17 protein-coding genes are annotated in these 17,729 nt (G+C 43.7%); 7 read left to right on the top strand and 10 right to left on the bottom strand.

Features of this window, described 5'->3' with window-relative positions; all coding sequences use genetic code 11:
- The first annotated feature begins 182 nt into the window (after window positions 1-182).
- The gene (locus KD145_RS06740) at window positions 183-797 is read left to right on the top strand and encodes an NAD(P)H-dependent oxidoreductase (RefSeq protein ID WP_212005144.1); all 615 of its coding nucleotides are present in this window, start codon (window positions 183-185) and stop codon (window positions 795-797) included.
- Window positions 794-1,093: a putative quinol monooxygenase gene (locus tag KD145_RS06735; protein ID WP_212005143.1), complete on the top strand. Its 300-nt coding sequence runs from the start codon at window positions 794-796 to the stop codon at window positions 1,091-1,093. Before KD145_RS06740 ends, KD145_RS06735 begins: the two co-directional genes overlap by 4 nt.
- Before the next feature lie 38 nt (window positions 1,094-1,131).
- Here KD145_RS06735 and KD145_RS06730 read toward each other — a convergent pair whose 3' ends face one another.
- The 3 genes from KD145_RS06730 to KD145_RS06720 are packed head-to-tail and all read right to left on the bottom strand — an operon-like array spanning window position 1,132 to window position 6,413.
- The gene (locus KD145_RS06730; protein ID WP_212005142.1) at window positions 1,132-2,661 is read right to left on the bottom strand and encodes a serine hydrolase; all 1,530 of its coding nucleotides are present in this window, start codon (window positions 2,659-2,661) and stop codon (window positions 1,132-1,134) included.
- Window positions 2,662-2,694: 33 nt separating this feature from the next.
- The gene (locus KD145_RS06725) at window positions 2,695-3,438 is read right to left on the bottom strand and encodes a LytTR family DNA-binding domain-containing protein (RefSeq protein ID WP_212005141.1); all 744 of its coding nucleotides are present in this window, start codon (window positions 3,436-3,438) and stop codon (window positions 2,695-2,697) included.
- 2 nt (window positions 3,439-3,440) lie between these two features.
- Entirely contained in the window at window positions 3,441-6,413 is a 2,973-nt protein-coding gene (locus KD145_RS06720) for a histidine kinase (RefSeq protein WP_212005140.1), read from the bottom strand.
- A 735-nt stretch (window positions 6,414-7,148) separates the two neighbouring features.
- Between KD145_RS06720 and KD145_RS32450 the strand changes: the two genes are divergently transcribed.
- The gene (locus tag KD145_RS32450) at window positions 7,149-7,280 is read left to right on the top strand and encodes a hypothetical protein (protein ID WP_256441274.1); all 132 of its coding nucleotides are present in this window, start codon (window positions 7,149-7,151) and stop codon (window positions 7,278-7,280) included.
- A gap of 54 nt (window positions 7,281-7,334) precedes the next feature.
- Here KD145_RS32450 and KD145_RS06715 read toward each other — a convergent pair whose 3' ends face one another.
- Together KD145_RS06715 and KD145_RS06710 are read right to left on the bottom strand one after the other, a co-directional pair.
- Complete coding sequence (locus KD145_RS06715) at window positions 7,335-8,504, bottom strand: MFS transporter (protein WP_212005139.1); 1,170 nt, start codon at window positions 8,502-8,504, stop codon at window positions 7,335-7,337.
- A gap of 9 nt (window positions 8,505-8,513) precedes the next feature.
- Window positions 8,514-9,458, bottom strand: coding sequence for an alpha/beta hydrolase (locus KD145_RS06710; protein ID WP_212005138.1), 945 nt, complete (start codon window positions 9,456-9,458; stop codon window positions 8,514-8,516).
- 89 nt (window positions 9,459-9,547) lie between these two features.
- Between KD145_RS06710 and KD145_RS06705 the strand changes: the two genes are divergently transcribed.
- From KD145_RS06705 to KD145_RS06690, 4 genes are all read left to right on the top strand, one after another.
- Complete coding sequence (locus KD145_RS06705) at window positions 9,548-10,432, top strand: LysR family transcriptional regulator (protein WP_212005137.1); 885 nt, start codon at window positions 9,548-9,550, stop codon at window positions 10,430-10,432.
- Between the two features lie 22 nt (window positions 10,433-10,454).
- Window positions 10,455-12,020 (top strand): glycoside hydrolase 43 family protein, encoded by a 1,566-nt coding sequence (locus tag KD145_RS06700; RefSeq protein ID WP_212005136.1) that lies wholly within the window; start codon window positions 10,455-10,457, stop codon window positions 12,018-12,020.
- Between the two features lie 207 nt (window positions 12,021-12,227).
- Window positions 12,228-13,136 carry a hypothetical protein gene (locus tag KD145_RS06695; protein ID WP_212005135.1) on the top strand — a complete coding sequence of 303 codons (909 nt, stop codon included), beginning with the start codon at window positions 12,228-12,230 and terminating at the stop codon, window positions 13,134-13,136.
- A 25-nt stretch (window positions 13,137-13,161) separates the two neighbouring features.
- The gene (locus KD145_RS06690) at window positions 13,162-14,046 is read left to right on the top strand and encodes a hypothetical protein (RefSeq protein ID WP_212005134.1); all 885 of its coding nucleotides are present in this window, start codon (window positions 13,162-13,164) and stop codon (window positions 14,044-14,046) included.
- A gap of 76 nt (window positions 14,047-14,122) precedes the next feature.
- Here the strand turns inward: KD145_RS06690 and KD145_RS06685 are convergent, their stop codons facing one another.
- The 5 genes from KD145_RS06685 to KD145_RS06665 all read right to left on the bottom strand — a co-directional run bounded on the left by KD145_RS06685 (window position 14,123) and on the right by KD145_RS06665 (window position 17,524).
- Window positions 14,123-14,950 (bottom strand): glycoside hydrolase family 16 protein, encoded by an 828-nt coding sequence (locus tag KD145_RS06685; protein WP_249219750.1) that lies wholly within the window; start codon window positions 14,948-14,950, stop codon window positions 14,123-14,125.
- A gap of 90 nt (window positions 14,951-15,040) precedes the next feature.
- On the bottom strand, window positions 15,041-15,760 hold the full coding sequence (locus tag KD145_RS06680; RefSeq protein WP_212005133.1) for a type 1 glutamine amidotransferase: 720 nt from the start codon (window positions 15,758-15,760) through the stop codon (window positions 15,041-15,043).
- Between the two features lie 11 nt (window positions 15,761-15,771).
- Window positions 15,772-16,512, bottom strand: a complete 741-nt coding sequence (locus KD145_RS06675; RefSeq protein ID WP_212005132.1) for a YggS family pyridoxal phosphate-dependent enzyme — start codon at window positions 16,510-16,512, stop codon at window positions 15,772-15,774.
- A complete protein-coding gene (locus KD145_RS06670; RefSeq protein ID WP_212005131.1) occupies window positions 16,509-17,231 on the bottom strand; it encodes an AAA family ATPase in 723 nt (240 codons plus the stop codon). The genes KD145_RS06675 and KD145_RS06670 overlap by 4 nt, the downstream gene beginning before the upstream one ends.
- Window positions 17,232-17,293: 62 nt before the next feature.
- Complete coding sequence (locus tag KD145_RS06665; protein WP_212005130.1) at window positions 17,294-17,524, bottom strand: thioredoxin family protein; 231 nt, start codon at window positions 17,522-17,524, stop codon at window positions 17,294-17,296.
- Window positions 17,525-17,729: the final 205 nt, after the last annotated feature.

Genomic DNA, 17,729 nt, shown 5'->3' with positions numbered 1-17,729 from the left:
CTTTTAAGAGCACATCCCAGCTATTATAAATTGAACTAGCATAATGGACCAGTCTCTCTGAGGCCTGGTCCATTTTCTTTTTTATTGATATTATTTTTCTGATAGAGATGCCAAACTTAAATTATTTTAATGACAAATAATTGTGATGGAAATTTGCACTATCAATAATTAAAATTATACAAATGAAGATATTCATTATCAATGGTGGACAGGTTTTCGCACATTCCGGCGGGAAGTTCAACGACTCATTAACGGACTGGACAACGGAATTCCTGGGTCAAAATGGATTTGAATGCAGAGTTGCCAATGTCAACGACGATTTTGATGCAATGGCCGAAGTGGAAAATTTTAAATGGGCAGATATTGTCATCTATCACACACCAATATGGTGGTTCCAGGTGCCTAACCGTTTAAAAGTATATATCGATGAAGTATTTACAGCAGGCCATCAAAACGGGATGTATGCCAGCGACGGAAGAAGCCGGAAAAATCCTGCTATCAACTACGGCACCGGCGGGTTGATGCATGGCAAAAAATATATGGTCACTACTTCCTGGAATGCGCCGGATACAGCTTTTACCTTGCCCGGTGAATTTTTCGATCAAAAATCAGTCGATGATGGCGTCCTGTTCGGGTTTCACAAAATGAACCAGTTTGTGGGCATGGACAGAATAGAAGGGTTCCATTTTCATGATCTGGAAAAAAATGCCACACAGGAGCGGGTTGAAAATTATCGTAAGGACTATCTCAGACATCTGGAAGCAGCAGTATTCACCCTTGAAAAACAATTATCATGAGTATCTATTTGACCGCGATTATCAAAACTAAGCCGGAACACCGCGATGAGGTCATAGCTGTATTACAGCATATGGTCAGGGAAACCAGAAAGGAAGAAGCCTGCATCCAGTACGACCTTCATCAGGGAACCGAAGATGAAAACCGGTTTGTTTTCTATGAAATATGGAAGAGCCAGGAGGGACTTGACAGCCACAACCAACAACCTTATATCCAGGCATTTGCCGGTTTGGCACAGGACAAATTACAGGAAGCCCCCAAAATATATCTGACTAAAAAAATCACTGTGTCCGACTAAAGATGCTGGCCTGCGCGCCAGCATGCTTTAGTCTCTTTTTAATCCATTATTGACACCGGAAAAACTTCATTGATATTATGGGTCCCTTCCTTTATCAAAACCTCGTTTCCATTATCGCCAATTTTAAAATCAATCAGGTATTTATTAATCTTTGATAGCATATTAAACTCGATTTCAAATTCATTGGTGGCTTTCCAATATCCTCTTAACGCATACAGGTGGCCAGAGCGGGCATCTTGATAAAATTTATAGGCAGTACCAATTCCTAAAGGATAAATGACGGTTTGTTCCCCGGTTTGTTTTAACATAAGGGATAGATTCCCTTTTTTCCAAATAATTTCGGCGCTTTTAATGGCCAAACTGTTCTTTGGGAAAATGATTGTTTTATTAAATAACTTCCCTTTTTCACTAGCAATGGAAATGTACGCGGGCGAATCAATAACCGCTGTTGCCGCTTGAAGTTCCATTTTTTTTAAGCTATTAAAGGCTACAGGATCACTTTTCAATTTTTCATCAAGGTGGAGCGCATTACCAATAATATCACCAATCCGTTCCTTCTCCTCTTCATTAACGCCACCAGCCGTAATTACGACAATTGCGTTGTTTAAGGAGTCGATATGTATCTTCTGCCAACCTCTGCCTTCGGCATTGTAAGCATGCTCCTTGTCTTTGTCTATCCAAAAACCATAGCCGTAGCCATTTCCATTTGAAAATGCCGTGTTCTTCGATTTGACTTTTTTAACCCAGTCTGAGGAAATAATGGGTTTATTGTTCCATTTGCCATCGTCCAACAATAGCTGGCCGATTTTAGCAAGATCATGCGGTTCTAAGGCAAGATCTCCCCAACCGTAATTAATACCTTTCTTATTTTTCGACCAATAAATGGACTTTATTCCTAAATCATTAAAGAGGTACTTTCTGGCAAAATCTTCAGGGGATAATCCGGTTGCCCGGTGAATAATTTCAGCCAGCAAGTAATAATTGCAACTGCAATAAGAGAATTGCTGGCCGGGATTATCTACAAAAGGAATATCGAAAATAAATTCTGGCCAATTGTTAGATGGAAATAACTCATTGAAGAGACTATCTTCATTTGAAGAGCCGCAATCAAAACCCGACTTCATAGTGAGCAGGTCTTTGATTGATAATGTTGCAAAACCCTTACCAGTTAGTTTGATCTCCGGGAAAAAAAATGAAACCAATTGATCTTCATTCTTAATATAGCCTTTATCTATGGCTATGCCAATAAGTATGGATGTTATTGATTTGGTACACGATGCTATATCATGCCGTAGATTTGAGCGAAAGGGATAAAAACAGGCATCAAATACGATCTTCTTATTCCGTACGATTAAAAGGCTGTGAATATTTACTTTTTTTTCTTTCACATAAGTAAATATATCGCTTAAGCCTTTTGAGGAAAATCCCTCGTCTTCCGGTGCAGAGAAAGAAAATGTTTCATCCGGAATCTTAGATGTAGAGACCTTTGTTATTTGGGAAAAAATCAACGCTGTTTTAAACAGCAACAGTAGCAACAAAGTAATCCTTTTGTAATGGAAACTGTGCATAAATAGAAATTTATATATCTATATGGGATATCATTACAATGTATTCAGGAAATCATTTTTCCGCCGTTGTGAAATCTCCAGCTTGACACCGTTAGTCATCGTCACATAGCCGTTTTTCCCTTTGATATAACTTTTGATGAAACGTAAGTTGATGATGGTAGATTGATGGATGCGGCAAAAGTTATTTGCACCGAGGAGATTTTCATAAAATCCGAGGCCACGGGAGGAGGTGACTTTCATATTGTTGGCCAGGTGAAAAGTAGTATAACTGCCTTCTGAATGACACCAGATGATATCCTTGAGGTCGAGGAATTCAAACCCGTTGACGGTAGCCACGCTTATTTTCCTGTCCTGGCTGCTTTGCTGGGCCAGGTTGTGTAATAGGGTGTCCACATGCTGATGTCTGGTTTTTTCGTTTATCCGTGTGCGTGCCCGGTCAACTGCCTCCCTGAATTCATTGAGGCCAACGGGTTTCAGCAAATAGTCTATCGCTGCAAATTTGAATGCTTTGAGGGCATAGTTATCGTATGCTGTTATAAAGACCAGTTCAAAGTTCCTCGCAGATAATTTACGTAGTACATCAAATCCGGTCCCGTCAGCTATCTGGATATCCATGAATACCAGCTGCGGTGCTTTGTTCTCAATCAGCTCTATGCTTTCTGCGATATGGCTGGCGGTACCAACTACCTCCAGGTCCGGCGCAAATTGCCGGATCAGGTCGCAGATTACATGCATGTTTTTTTCATCATCTTCAATAATAACAGTGGTAATAGTCATAGCTAGTCATTTAATATGGGAAAAGATACGCGTACAATGGTGCCCTTACCGGATAGATTGGAGGCTTCTTTATCTATTATTTCCAACAATATTTTATTCTTTTGGATGGCATTGATGACATCGATCCGGCTTTGGGTGATGCCGGTGCCCATGGATATATATCCGGAGAAATTGGTTTTTTGCGCGGCTAAGGATGCCCGTATACCGATACCATCATCATCAATAATACATACCAGGTAATTGTTTTCCCGGTTGAAGCTGATCCTGATAGTCCCCGTTCTGTCCACCAGCGGAGTGATGCCATGTTTAATGGCATTCTCTACATAGGGTTGAATAATCATGGAGGGGATATTGATAAAGGTAGGATCGATGTCAGGGCTGACGGTTACTACATAGTTCATGCGCTCTCCCAGGCGTACTTTTTCCAGTTCCAGGTAGAGCTCCAGTACTTCTACTTCTTCTTCCAGTGTAATGGTGGCGGCAATGCTATATTGCAGGATATTCCGTATCAGCTTCGAAAATTTGTACAGATATAGGTTGGCATTTGTAATATCTGCCCGTAGTATGTGATGCTGTATGGAACCTAAGCAGTTAAAAATGAAATGTGGATTCATTTGTCCTCTCAGCACTTTCATCTCCAGTTCTGCCATTCCTCTTTTAGCCTGATAGATTTTGTCTTTTTTGCGTTGTTGTATCCTGAAGTAAATATAAACGGAATATCCGATCAGTGCACCGGTAAAAAGATAAGTAAAAAATATAAACCAGGATGTTTTCCAGAAGGGAGGAATAACAGAGATGGTGATTCTTTTTACGGGAATGCTTTTATTGCCCCAGCGGTCTACAGCCCTGACTTCAAAGGTATGAATGCCGAAAGGTAACGTGGAAAATTCCAATACATCGATAGCGGTACTGGTCCAGTTGCTGTCCAGGTTTTTAAACCTGTACTGATAGGTGGTTTGTTTGCCGCTCCGGAAGGAAATACCGGATAATTCGATGCGAAGTTTATTTTTTCTATAGTCTATCGCCACCGTATCGCCGGGAACGATTTCATCGTTGCCTCTGATGACTGTATTGATATTGATAAGCGGGTTAAGCATGGCACGGGGAGTATCGTTTTTAGACATAAAACAAATTCCCCTGGCGGTGGCGGCCCAGATGTAATTATCGCTGACAGCGGTCTGATTGACATCAGACGAAATAAGTCCGTCGTTTTCTGTGATCCCGGAAATGGAATAAACGGGGGTATTGTTATTCCAGCGATAGATGATACGGGAGATACCCCGGTCGGTGGATACCCAGGCTATATTGCCATCAAAGAGTACATCCTTGCAGATGTCACTCAGTAATCCCTGTTCTTTTCCGATAGTGCTGAGCTGGCCGTTTTTTAGTATGTGGAGGCCCTCTGGTGTTGATATCCAGATGGCCGAATCCGGTGCGATGTTTATTCGGTTGATACTACCGCTTAGCTGCGGGTATTGTTTGCCCAGGTAGTGAATGGAGTCGTTGAGAAAGGCGTATACGCCATTCATGGAGCCCCAGTAAAAGTTTTTGCCCAAACCACTGATGCAGGTGGCTTTATGGCGTAGTACCGCTCTGGGCTCCTTCGTGTGCGGGGTCAGAATAAGAACGCCGGCACTGGTGGCGAATGCGATGGCGGTATCGGATATCAGATGTACCCCTTTAATACTGATACCATGGAAAAGCGTTTTGCTGGTATTGTCAGAATTAACAGTATGAAGCCCGTAATCACTGGCTATCATCAGCTGATGCCGGCCATAGGGCTTGATGTCCATTATCCTGTTATTGATATTGGTACTGTTCCATTGGGTATATGCCTTGCTTTTGATATCAGGAAGATGTACTTCCAGGATGTTTCCGTTGGCGAAACCTGCCACCATACGGTCTTTATCAATCGCTTTAATGGTTTTTACGTCTTTGGCGGCCAGATCGTTTAGCCCCGATAAATAATATGCATTCAGATTGGGAAGGTAATACACCCCATCGTTATGGGTAGTCAGCCAGTATCCGCCCTCATGGTCTTTTATAATCGATGTGCAGTACGTTTTTGGGAAAAAGGTCTGGACCACCCGGTGGGAGGAGGCATAGTTTTTTACCCGGATCAGCCCTTTGTCCCTCGAACAGCACCATAAAATGCTGTCATTTTCGCAGAAGATGGAATTGGTGTTGCGGTAATTTAATTGAAGGGATTGAATCGGACATATTTCTTTGAGTCCGGAGCTGTCTGCTTCGTATAAAGACTCTGTGAAGAACAGGAATGAGCCCTTCCTGGTATTATACGTATGCAGAAATTTGATGTTAAAGGGGAAATAGCCATCGAGATGGCGATAGGGAAAGGTATAACTACGGATTTTGTTTTTACTTTTTATCAATAGCTTATAGGTAGAGTTATCTGCCAGTGAGAAATAAAAATTGATTTTTTTTTCAGTAGATGCTTTTAGCAATGTAAACCGAAGAAAATCATCACCGGGAAAAATATGATGGGTAAATTTCCATTGTTCCGTTTGATTAGACGATACATAATAACCTTGAACCAGTTTCGTCCCTTCAGAAAAATTGCTATGGAGGTAAATGGAATCCCCCATAAAGTCTTCTGTAATGGAAAAAACACCTTTGCAATTATTCATGCTCTGTATCTTCCCCTGACGGTATAAAGAAGGGATACCAGCTCCGGAGATAAACCACATATTATTATGTTTGTCTATATATAGCTTCAGTATTTCATTGTCAGGCAGGCCATCAGCTTTGCTGAAATTTTTAAATGATTTCCCATCAAACCGGCTCACTCCCTGGTTGGTGGCAAACCATATAAAGCCGTTTTTATCCTGGAGAGCCTGGTATACAATGGGGCCCGGCAAGCCGTCCTTAACAGTATACTGCGTATAGGATGGGTCCTGACAATGCGCTCTGGCCGCAGTAAGAAATAGTAAGATCAGCGTTAGTCGTATAGTCAGCAAACAAGTATTTAAATGGCGATATAGGAGCATAGATTAGTTAATAATACGGACCGTCGTGCTACTTTTATGCAAGCGGGATACCAGTATTGCCGGATAAATATACGAATAAACATATAAATGAATGGACATATGTCGAAAATTGCCATTTTGAATGCAGTTTATCTAGTTTTTGACGCAGATGTAAAATGGAGGTTTTTTCATTCAAAAACTACATATATCTTGCTGCCCATAAGCATTTAACTACTTGACAATGAATAAAACGACTCATAAACCTGCAGGTGAAAGCCGTTTATTACATATCAGGAGAATTAAGTGCTGAAGCTAGACTATACCTATTCCTATACCTATACCTAGTAGTGTAGCTAATTATTAAATGTCATTTGACGGGAGTGCGCTTACCCTTGTGTACAATACATTGGAAACACTTCCGCAAGGAAATCACCTGATATTATAAAGTAATCGGGGTGATAAATGTGGATGTGCCCCCGCAAAGGGCAAGCAAACATAATGCGCTGGTAAAATGGATAAGGTTGCCGTAACTCCTTCCGCCATTAAAAGGTTATTACATAATTCCATATGGAGGATGCAGTCATCTACCTATGGAATAAAAGAGTAATTATTTATCCATTGTATTAGCGCTTACTGGTTAATATGACAAAGGGCATCTGAGTATGCCCTTTGTCGTTTTGTGTAGTGCAGAGAACAGCCTGTCAGCGCCGGGAATAATAAAGTAATATGGCAAAGGCAATCTTTAAATACAACTACGTACAGGCGGGACTGTTAGTCGTTGCCTGTCTGCTGATCATCATGGCTTTTACAGCCACTCCGAGAGAAACCCCTGTGACCTGGCATCAACGCAACCGATAACGCCGCATGAATGCAGTGATTCATGCGACGTTTCAACTATTAAGGCAGAAGATGTCAGTCCGGACATACTACTGGTTTTCTGCTTTTTTCATAAATGGTTTGAAGCAACACCAGGACCAAAGCGGCCACACCAAACATACACATAGCCCAGGGAGTACAGCTCACACCATATCGGCTGATGACCCATCCTCCCACCAATGTTCCCGATGATATACCCAGGTTGCCAAATGAAATAGAAAGGCTATTGGCAAACTCCGGCGCCTCCCGGGCAAAAGCAATCATATAGGCTTGTCCGGTGAGAAAACAAGGTGTATGCAGGAAGCCCCACAGCGCTATCAGCAATACCGTGCTTAAAGATAAAGGACCGGAATGATAGATACCTACAGCCGTCAGCGTTAGTCCTCCCAAAAAGACAACCGTTGTTCCGGTAAGGCTTTTCCCCATTGTTTTACCTGCGGTAAAATTGCCCAATACACCCATCACACCAAACAATAACAACATGCCGCTGATGATGCCGGCACTCATACCGTTTACTTTACCAAGGTAATCTGCAAAATAGGAATAGGTGGTGAACATGGCCGCATTCATCAGGAATACCATCACTGCACTGATGATGAACGCCGGCTTTTGAAGAATCAGCAATTGATTTCCCAGCGGCTTCCTTTCCGCCACAGGCATGGAAGGCAGCATAGTCAGTATACAGGTCAGGGCTGTCAGACTAACCATACTCTGTACCGCAAACGATGCCTGCCAATTCCTGAACAGGTCTGCCATATAAGTGGCAAAGGGTACGGTAGTCACGGTGGCAATACCGATTCCTCCCAATACAATGGCCATCATTTTATGCTCATCTTTTTTCCCAGCAGCACCAGTTGCAGCAGCGATAGCTGTAGAAATGTAAACCGGCTGGAGAAAAGCAGGGAGCATTCTGGCAACCAACAACAGCCAGAATGGTGGCGATAACAGGGAGATGATTCCTGAAACCAGGAAGAGGCTGAGGCTGAGCGCCATTATCTTTTTGCGGTTGAATCCGGACATAAACAGTGTCATAAATGGCCCTGCAAGCGCAATCACCATGGCAAAGGCACTCAGCAGCAATCCAGCTTTATCTATACTGATGGCATAATACTGTGCCAACTGCGGCAGGATACCGATTACACCAAATTCTGTTGTAATAACACCCAGCATTCCCAAACAACCTATATATGCGATCTTTCTCTTCATCACCCAATATTATTTTACTGAAAAATGATTGCTCAGAAAATCCGCTGCTTCTTCAATAGCCTGTTTTCCACTGCTAATGATACCTCCCATCTGAAAGAAGCCATGGATCATTCCGGTATATTCAGTCAATCTTACGGTTACTCCGGCAGATAGCAGTTTTTGTGCATATTGTACAGCTTCATCTCTTAAAGGATCATATTCGGCAGTAATAATGAGTGTTGGCGGAAGTCCTGTAAGATCGCTGGCCAGCAGCGGGGCTGCATCCGGATTATTCCGGTGAGAAGGGGAGGGGGTATACAGGTCCCAGGCTATTTTGGCGCCATCCAGTGTGAGATTAGGTCCGTCTGAAAACAATTCCCATGATGGGCTGCTCAGAGATGAGTCTGTAACAGGATAGATCAATACCTGACAAGGGATATTTATTCCCATTGTTTTTACGGCCCGTCTGCTTACGGTGGCCGCAAGTGCACCACCTGCGCTGTCTCCGGCCAAAGCGATCCGGGCAGGATCTATACCAAGGGCGGCAGCATTTTCAATGACCCATTTTAAGGTCTCGCAACAATCATTTAATCCATGTGGAAACGGAAATTCAGGAGCCAGCCGGTAATCGACTGCAATAAACACGGCGTTTGATAACCGGGCTAAAGTACGTACAGGCCGGTCATGTGTTTCAAGATTTCCTGCATTAAACCATCCACCATGAAAATACAGTACTGCCGGCAGTTGCGGCTGATCAGACGGCCGGTAAATACGGATAGGTATATCGCCGGTAGCCGATGGTATGTAAACGTTTTCAATATTAAACAGCGCTTCCAGCTCTCCGGCCATGGGAATAAAACCTTCGTAAAACTCCCTGCCTGCGAGCACTGCATCTTCCATTTCCGGCATGTGGATGGATTGAATATATTCCAATGCAGAAATGACTTCGGGCGATAATATCAGTTGATCGTTCATCGTTTTTTATGCAAAAATGCGACGGAAGAAGCCATAAAATAAAATAGTATGATTTATCATCCTCATAAAATTATTTATACATTTATAGCATGGTAAATCTGGAATGGTATAGAACATTTAAAGCGGTGTATCAAACGGGATCACTGACAGCGGCATCCAAAGCGCTCTTTATATCACAGCCGAATGTCAGTCAGCATTTATCTGCACTGGAGGCGTATATGGGGAAACAGCTTTTTGAGCGGAAGCCTAAGCTGGTCCCTACAGATGATGGCAAGCTATTCTATACGCAGCTGGTGGGACCGCTGGAAAAACTGGAACATCTGGAAGTTTCTTTTTCTGCAATAAGCAAAGGACAGCCATTTCCAATCATCCGCTTTGGTACGGTAAAAGAAGTGTTTCATACAGTAGCCCTGTCAAAGCTGGCAGCATTCCCTGCGGATATCGTAACCTCGTTCGGACTAACCCAGGACCTGCTTATTAAACTGAGTAACGGGGACCTTGATTTTGTGGTAGCCACCCAGCGGACAGATAAAAAGGATATTTTTTTTGAACCGATCCTGACAGAATCCTTTGTGATAGCCGGTCATCCGTCGTTAGACACAAAGCCATTCCGTGCACTGATAAAAAAGAAAGACCTGCTAAAAGCAGAAGAATGGTTGTTGCAGCAGGATTGGTATGCCTATAGTACCGATCTGGCCATTATACGCCGTTTCTGGCTCACTAACTTTAAAAAAAGACCGCCCATCCAACCGCGTTTCGTTATTCCGGATATGAATACTATTTTGCTGGCCATTAGCCGGAACGGTGGCCTTACGATTGCTGCCGATTATCTGGTTAAAGAACTCGAAAAAGAAGGCCGGATAGCGGAAATATGGAAAGGTGCCATGCCAACTACCAACGTCCTCTATCTGGCTTATGATAAGACTAAAACAACTACCAAAAAGGTAGAACTGATCAAATCATTATTTTTATAAGTCTGCGTATATAAAGTGAACAATGAAATATTTCCGAACCGTTATGACGAAGCCGGCTATCTGGCTCTTTCTGCTGCTGAGTACCAGCGTATCTGCTCAAACATCTGTCCCCACCCGGTCCTGGACGCCGGACAATGGGAATGGCACTTTCAAAAATCCGCTTATGTGGGGAGATTGGCCAGACCCCGATATTATTCGTGTAGATGATAAATTCTATTTTATCTCTACCAGCATGCATTATGTACCTGGTTGTCCTATTGCTGTTTCCAGTGATCTGGTAAACTGGACCATGGCCGGATATGCTTTGGAGCGTTATAACGAAGATCCCCGGTATGATCTGAAGGGTGGCAACAAATATCTGAATGGATCCTGGGCCGCTACGATCCGTCATCATAATGGGTTGTTTTATGCAGGTTTCTGCACACCGGAGATGAATGGAGAGAAAGGGCATTTCTCTATGTGTACGGCGAAGAAGATAGAAGGCCCTTGGACCCGGACTATCTTTCCTGAATATCTTTATGACCCCGGATTGTTTTTTGATGATGATGGGAAAGTATATGTGGTACATGGTCAGCAAACAATTTATATCACAGAGCTGAACAGTGATGCCTTATCGGTAAAAACACCACAGCGGAAAATTTATGACAACCGCTCTTTCCCTTATCTGGAAGGGTCTCACATGTATAAAGTAAATGGTAAATACTATATTCTGGGATCTACCGGTGGTACCCGTGGGCGACAGGTATGTTTGCGTGCCGACAGTATTTACGGGCCTTATGAATCAAAGGTGGTGATACAGGATGATCATAGTTATCCGGGTAATGGTTTACACCAGGGAGGGATGGTACAGTTGAAGAATGGAGATTGGTGGTTTATCATTATGCAGGACCGTGGCCCTATAGGACGTGTACCTAATCTGGAGCCGGTTTCCTGGGTAGATGGATGGCCTATGATCGGAGTTAATGGTAAAGGAGTGGATACCTTCCCCAAACCCAAAGTAGGCAAGGTTTCCCCGATCCGTGTGCCGGCTTCAGCGGATGAATTTAATGCACCCCGGCTGGGTTTGCAATGGCAATGGAATCATAATCCTGATAATGCCAACTGGTCATTGACAGCGCGGCCTGGTTATCTCCGCCTGAAAGCTGGTAAGGCCGCTAACCTCGCCGAAGCCCGTAATACGCTTACGCAGCGGGTGGAAGGTCCTTATTCGGAAGGAACGGTGGAGTTGGATGCTGCCGGGCTCAAACCCGGTGATGTAGCAGGACTGGGCGTGTTTCAGTTTCCGTATGCGTATGTAGGGGTACGTCAAAAAGATAAGGGAAGGGAATTGGTAATGGTCAACAATGATAGTACCGTAGCGGTTGTGAGCCTTCATACCAGTAAGGTATGGTTAAAAGCTTTCGTGTATGAAAAAGACTTTACCGCCACTTTTGCTTACAGTACAGATGGTAGTCATTTTATTCCGTTGGATAATACGCTGAAGATGGGCCTGGGGTTGGATTGGACAGCTAATCGTTTTGCCCTGTTTAATTTTAATACCACTTCGGAAAAAGGTGGTTATGCTTACTTTAACTGGTTCCGCCGATGATATTGATATTTATAGCATGCAGAAGAGCAACCCTTCTGCATGCTGTAAACGTCTTAACGGAAATATCAAACGGATAGTGTATTTGTTTGTTTCTCTTTATTTGTTAAGTTTGTTTGACCATCATTCGGAAAGGCTTGCTGTGCCTCAGTTTGGTGCGTTATTTTTCTCAGAAACAATATTAACAACGAAGTAAAATCCCCACGTAACATGAAACCCTATTATGCAGAAGCCATTGCCGGTACTTTAAAATCCAAACCGCTGGGCAAAGATTTCCTGGAAGTGAAAATCCAAAACGGCCTGAAAGTGCATGTCATTTTCTTTTATGTATCTGATACAGGGCTGTTGCTGGATGTTCAACCCAATAAAATCCTGCCATCCGGGACCGGAACATTCCGGGCACCATTTGTTACAGGCACATACCTGGTATTGAAGAATCTGGCCACTGGCGGATTCATAGGTGTAATCGCGCTGGATACCGCTGTAAAGGAATATTACATTACCCCGGCCATGTTAAGCGGCCCCAATGACATCGGTCCAATTCCGGAGCCTACAGCAGAATGTATTGTACCCAAAGACTCTCAGCCCGTTGTGGTGGGCTATGGTGTATGGGGGAACCGGACATTCATAAGAGAACAGTCGTGGCAAAAAATGGCTGATTCCTACACATTGGCTCCCCGCGAAACCCGCACTGTAGGCAGCACCTTTACCAGTGGTATGACACAAACCAGCTCCACGGAAGAATCTGTCAGCAAGGCATTGAGTATAGATACCTCTCTCGGATGGGGACCTATCTCTTCCAATATCTCCATGAGCCTGAATACAAGTTCCACCAGCATGCAGAGCTATACCATTAATCAGGAGGAAACCAGCTACGAATCTTCTGAAGTAACCAATACCAACGATTTTCCGGTGATGAATGTCAGATGGCAGCTCTGCGATGTAGTCACCATTTTTGATCTGGCGAAGTCTGCAGAAGCAGTAGCGTCAGTTATTTCACGGGTACCTCCCTCCATTGTTAAAAGCTATAACCTCCACAAACTGGCCAAAGCAGAGGAGCCCCCTGCCTTATCCACTGAAACCCTGAAATGGTGGATATCTCAGCAGAAAGAGAAATGAATACAATAATCTAATCATATTAGCCATGATATATGTTTTTCATCAGAACATGAGAAATTATGGAGGCAGTGGAGGCAAAGTAGACAGGACGGCCAGATTTTATACTGCATTCAAGCTCATCAAAAATAGCTTTGATGAAATAAAAGTTGCGGGATTCACGGAAGTCACTAATAATTCTTCAGCAACTACCGGGTTGAAGAAATTGTTAGAAGGGTTGTTTGGCAGAATCCGTGGCGGTCATCAACTCGCTGTGGTAAACTGTGGCAGGACTGCATTAGGCAGAACGGAGTATATCGGATATGCTGTAAAAAAGGATGTCATTATCAGGGAATTCGGACGAATCTATGTTCAAACCGGCTCAAAAGTAGTGCTGGATGAGGCGCCGCGGACTCCGGGCGATCATCCGATGATAAACATTAATGGCAAGCCGTTTAAGGACTGGGCAAAGACCATGGCTACTGATGCACTGGCGGATTATCGGGTGATTGTTTATGGTGTGCTGGAGTTTGGAGGTAACCAGGAAGTGGTTGGATTTGTACATAACATGTACACGCTCGCCAATAACAAAATGAGTTTTATGCAGATGTTACCATCCATGCTGGAGGCGGCCCAGGGAGATAATGATATTTATGTAGGTGGTGATTTTAATGTAAAGGCCCGGGATATTGGCTCTGCCCGCAGAAAAAAGTATTATCACTATTCCAAACCGATGGTCGGCAAACCAACCGGGAACGCGAAAAAGAAGTTTACAGGTGGTGGTACATTGTTAAGCGGACGTTTATATGACTATTGGTTCAGCAATATCGAGAAAAGAACAGAAAATTCACCTAAGCCCCGTATTGCGCCCATTACTTTAAGCGTTCCGAAAGGTCTTTCAGATCACTGTGGTATCCTACTGGAATTGTACTGATGTTCATTTTAAAGCATCATAAAAAGAGCGAAACCTGTGATCACTCACAGGTTTCGCTCTTTTTATGATGTTTGTGCTATTGATATACTTTCACCCAGTCAACAATCATCTGCACCGGCAGATCTGCAGGATTGACTTTTCCTACCCAGTTGCCGCCCAGCTGCTGATCAATCAGAATGTAAAAAGGCTGATCATAGGGCCATTGAGACGGGTCCACATCTTTTACTCTGGGATAGGTAAAAGTATCCTGGCCATTGAGCTGAAAAACAATCCTGTCGGGATACCAGCTGATGCCAAACGTATTGAACTCATTAGGATTCAGTCTGGCAGTGCCAAAATGAGGTGGCTTCCCGGTTTGTTTCAGATTAAGTGTATAGTAGGAGTGGGTAGTCTGGTAGATAATACTATCATAGTTCAGATGCTCCATGATATCAATTTCGCCATTCCGCGGATAGGGACCGTATTTGTCCTGTTCGGCCAGCATCCACATGGCAGGCCATGCTCCCCTGGCGCATTCCAGCTTTGCCCGTATTTCAATTCTTCCATACTGGAAAGCAAATTTACCTTTACTCCAGATCCCTCCTGTAATAAAAGGCCGTTTATCCACGGAAGTATCCGGGTTGATGATACCACGGAGATAGAGCAGGCCGCTGTCGAGCCGGTAGCAGTCATCGTGGCTGCTCATATGTTTGTTCCAGTCAGATTTTCCTGGCGGGATGCGTGTCCATTTGGTAGTATCCAGCGTCTTACCATTAAAATCATCCTTCCATACCAGTTTCCATGGTTGCTGTTCACGTCCTTCCTTTTGAACGTATAGGTGATTCCCCGCTCCGGATGGAGTACTGACTTTGCAGGCTGTAAAGGTAGTGGCAGCAAATAGCAATGCCTTCAGCATTTTTTTCATTTGTTCAACTGTTCGGTCTTCTATAAAATAAAGCAGAAAAGTAAAACATTTTCAGGATTTTGTATAGAGAGGACCCACGAACAGTGCTGGCTATCGGTTCATATATTCAGCCGAGAGCATATCAAGAAACTGAAACAATTTTTCATTCATCTCACTAAAATCATAACTGCGGATTTCATCGGGTTGCTGAACAAAACGGTGTGTGGTGTTATGCACCAGTAGCTCTTCTTCACTGGCAATCAGTGGTTCTATCACCGCTGCATTAAATTCCATATGGCACTGAAATCCATAGACCAAATCAGTATATTCCACGATTTGTCTGGGGCAACCATGACTGGTAGCGATTATTTTGCTGGCAGGGGTGAGGCCGGGCATATCATTATGCCAGTGTCCTACTGGCAGGGGGGAACCAAAATGTTTGAATGAAGGATGCTGCAAACCCTTTTCAGTTAACTGTATCGGATATACGCCGATTTCTTTTTCAGGGCTGTGTTCATACCGCGCACCCAGGGCTTCACCTGTTAACTGCGCCCCCAGGCAAATGCCAATCACGGCTTTACCGGCGGCTATACATTTTTTTATCAGATTGATTTCTGCGGATGCGTCAAAATGGGGGCATTGGGAGAGGGTAGTATCAGGGCTTTGAGGACCACCCATCACAATGAGCATGTCAATGGGATTAATGGCTTCAGGAAGCGGTTGGTTTTCATATACCCTCGAAAAACCTGCCGTGTGTTTTCTTTTTTGAGCCCACTCCAGATAGGCGCCCGGAGCCTCAAATACCTCGTGTATAACAAAATGAATATGCATGTTGGCGATAGTTATTGTACAGTGACGGACTCGTTCCAGTAATAGCTGTCGGGTGTGGGCCTTTGGCCAAAAACGGCTGTGCCTACACGCACAATGGTGGCACCTTCTTCAATGGCTGTTTCCATATCACCGCTCATGCCCATCGAAAGGTCTTTCATGATTACATGGGGGATGTTGGCAGCAATAATCTGCTGTTGTATGTTTTTAAGCAACTGAAAACACCGGCGCACTTTTTCCGTTTCCGCACTCAGCAATCCAATAGTCATTAAACCCTTTATTTGCAGGGTTTCCAGTTGGGCCACCTTTTTCACCAGGTCCAGGGCTTCATCGGGATGTACCCCAAATTTGCTTTCTTCGCCGGAAGTGTTTACCTGAATCAGCACATCTATTTTTTTGTTTTCAATGCATAAACGCTGATGCAGCTTCTCTGCTAAATCGAGGCGGTCAAGGGATTGGAGACAGGTGACTTCATATTTCAGGAGGTCCTTGATCTTGTTGGTCTGCAGATGGCCGATGAAATGATTTTCGTGAGGGATGTTTTTCAGCGCTTCGTATTTTTCCTTCAGCTCCTGTATTTTGTTCTCTGCAATCAGCGTCTGTCCTGCCTGTAACGCGATTTTAATGCGTTCTGCAGGAACGGTTTTAGTGGCCAGTAACAGCTTTACCTCGCTGGTACTGCGATGGCTTTTCAGACAGGCTTGTTGTATGCTGTTTTGGATAATACGCAGATTGTTTTCTATGGCATCACTCATACGGTTGCACTTTGGTTTTTTAGCTCCAGGTCCGCGATCAGGGCAGCTTTTACCTGTGTAAAGGCATCATCTTTTGCTTCTGCAAATGAAATATCGTAGCGGCGTTTGATTTTCTGCAAACGTTCGGGGAAAGCGGCCAGGAGTTTATCGTAATAAACATTCAGCTCAGCGGCGCCGGGCATCTCAAATGATATTTTCAGCTGAAAACGCCTTATCAGTGCATGGTCTATTATTTCCGCGTGATTGGTGGCGCAAATCAGCAGCGATTGCTGAGGATAATAATCAATCAGTTGAATCAATGAATTTACCAGTCGTCTCATTTCTCCTACATCCTTATCATCATCGCCCCGGGCTTTGCCTATCTGGTCAAATTCATCGAGAAACAGCACCGCTTTTTCACGCCCTGCTTTATCAAAAACAGCCTTTATATTCTGAGATGTTTCGCCGATGCGTGAACATACCACATTGCTGAGGTTGAGTATAAACAGGTTTTTGCCCAATGCGTTGGCAATGGCTTTGGCAGTGGTTGTTTTGCCGCATCCGGAACTTCCGTGGAGCAATAGTTTATTGTTGACAGGAAGCCCGTATTGCTGCAGTTCTTCAGCATAGTTGTTTTCCTTGATCAGCTGTATGATCGCGTTGCGGTTATCTTCCTGCAGAAAAACGTCATCCAGTTTTGTTTGCTCTTTGTCTTTGATGATAAGGTCGTAAACAGTCATTGATTTCCGGTGTTATAAAACAACACTCCTGAAGCCGACAGACATTCAGGAGTGTGTATACGTTATTTCAAATCTTCAATGGATGCGCCGAAATTGATATGCAGCACATTACCATTAGATAAAACCAGTGCAGGAACGGATTTTACACCTGCTCTTTCAGCCACTCCAACCTGGGCTTTATCAGTGCCTAAATGTACAACTTCCACCTGGTTTTGAGGAATGAGGTTCAATATATCCTGTTCTGCACTTACACATACTGGACATCCTGCGTGATAAAATACTGCTTTTGACATTGTAGATTTTTTTTAAATGTTATTGCGCTATCGCAGTGTAAAAGTAGATAGTATTAGGGCCAGTGGCGTGGTCCAGTTTTTATCTAAAATGATGGTCCAGTTCTATCTCAGAAGAAAGGATTTATCAGATATATCTGCCGGGATGCCTATTTTAAATAAAAAAAGGAAGGGCCAACAGGCGGCCCTTCCTTCATTATGAATAGTT

The sequence above is a fragment of the Chitinophaga sp. HK235 genome, assembly GCF_018255755.1.
Lineage (GTDB): Bacteria > Bacteroidota > Bacteroidia > Chitinophagales > Chitinophagaceae > Chitinophaga.
The sequence above is the reverse complement of the archived record's forward strand: the minus strand, read 5'-3'. Positions and strand labels throughout refer to the sequence as shown.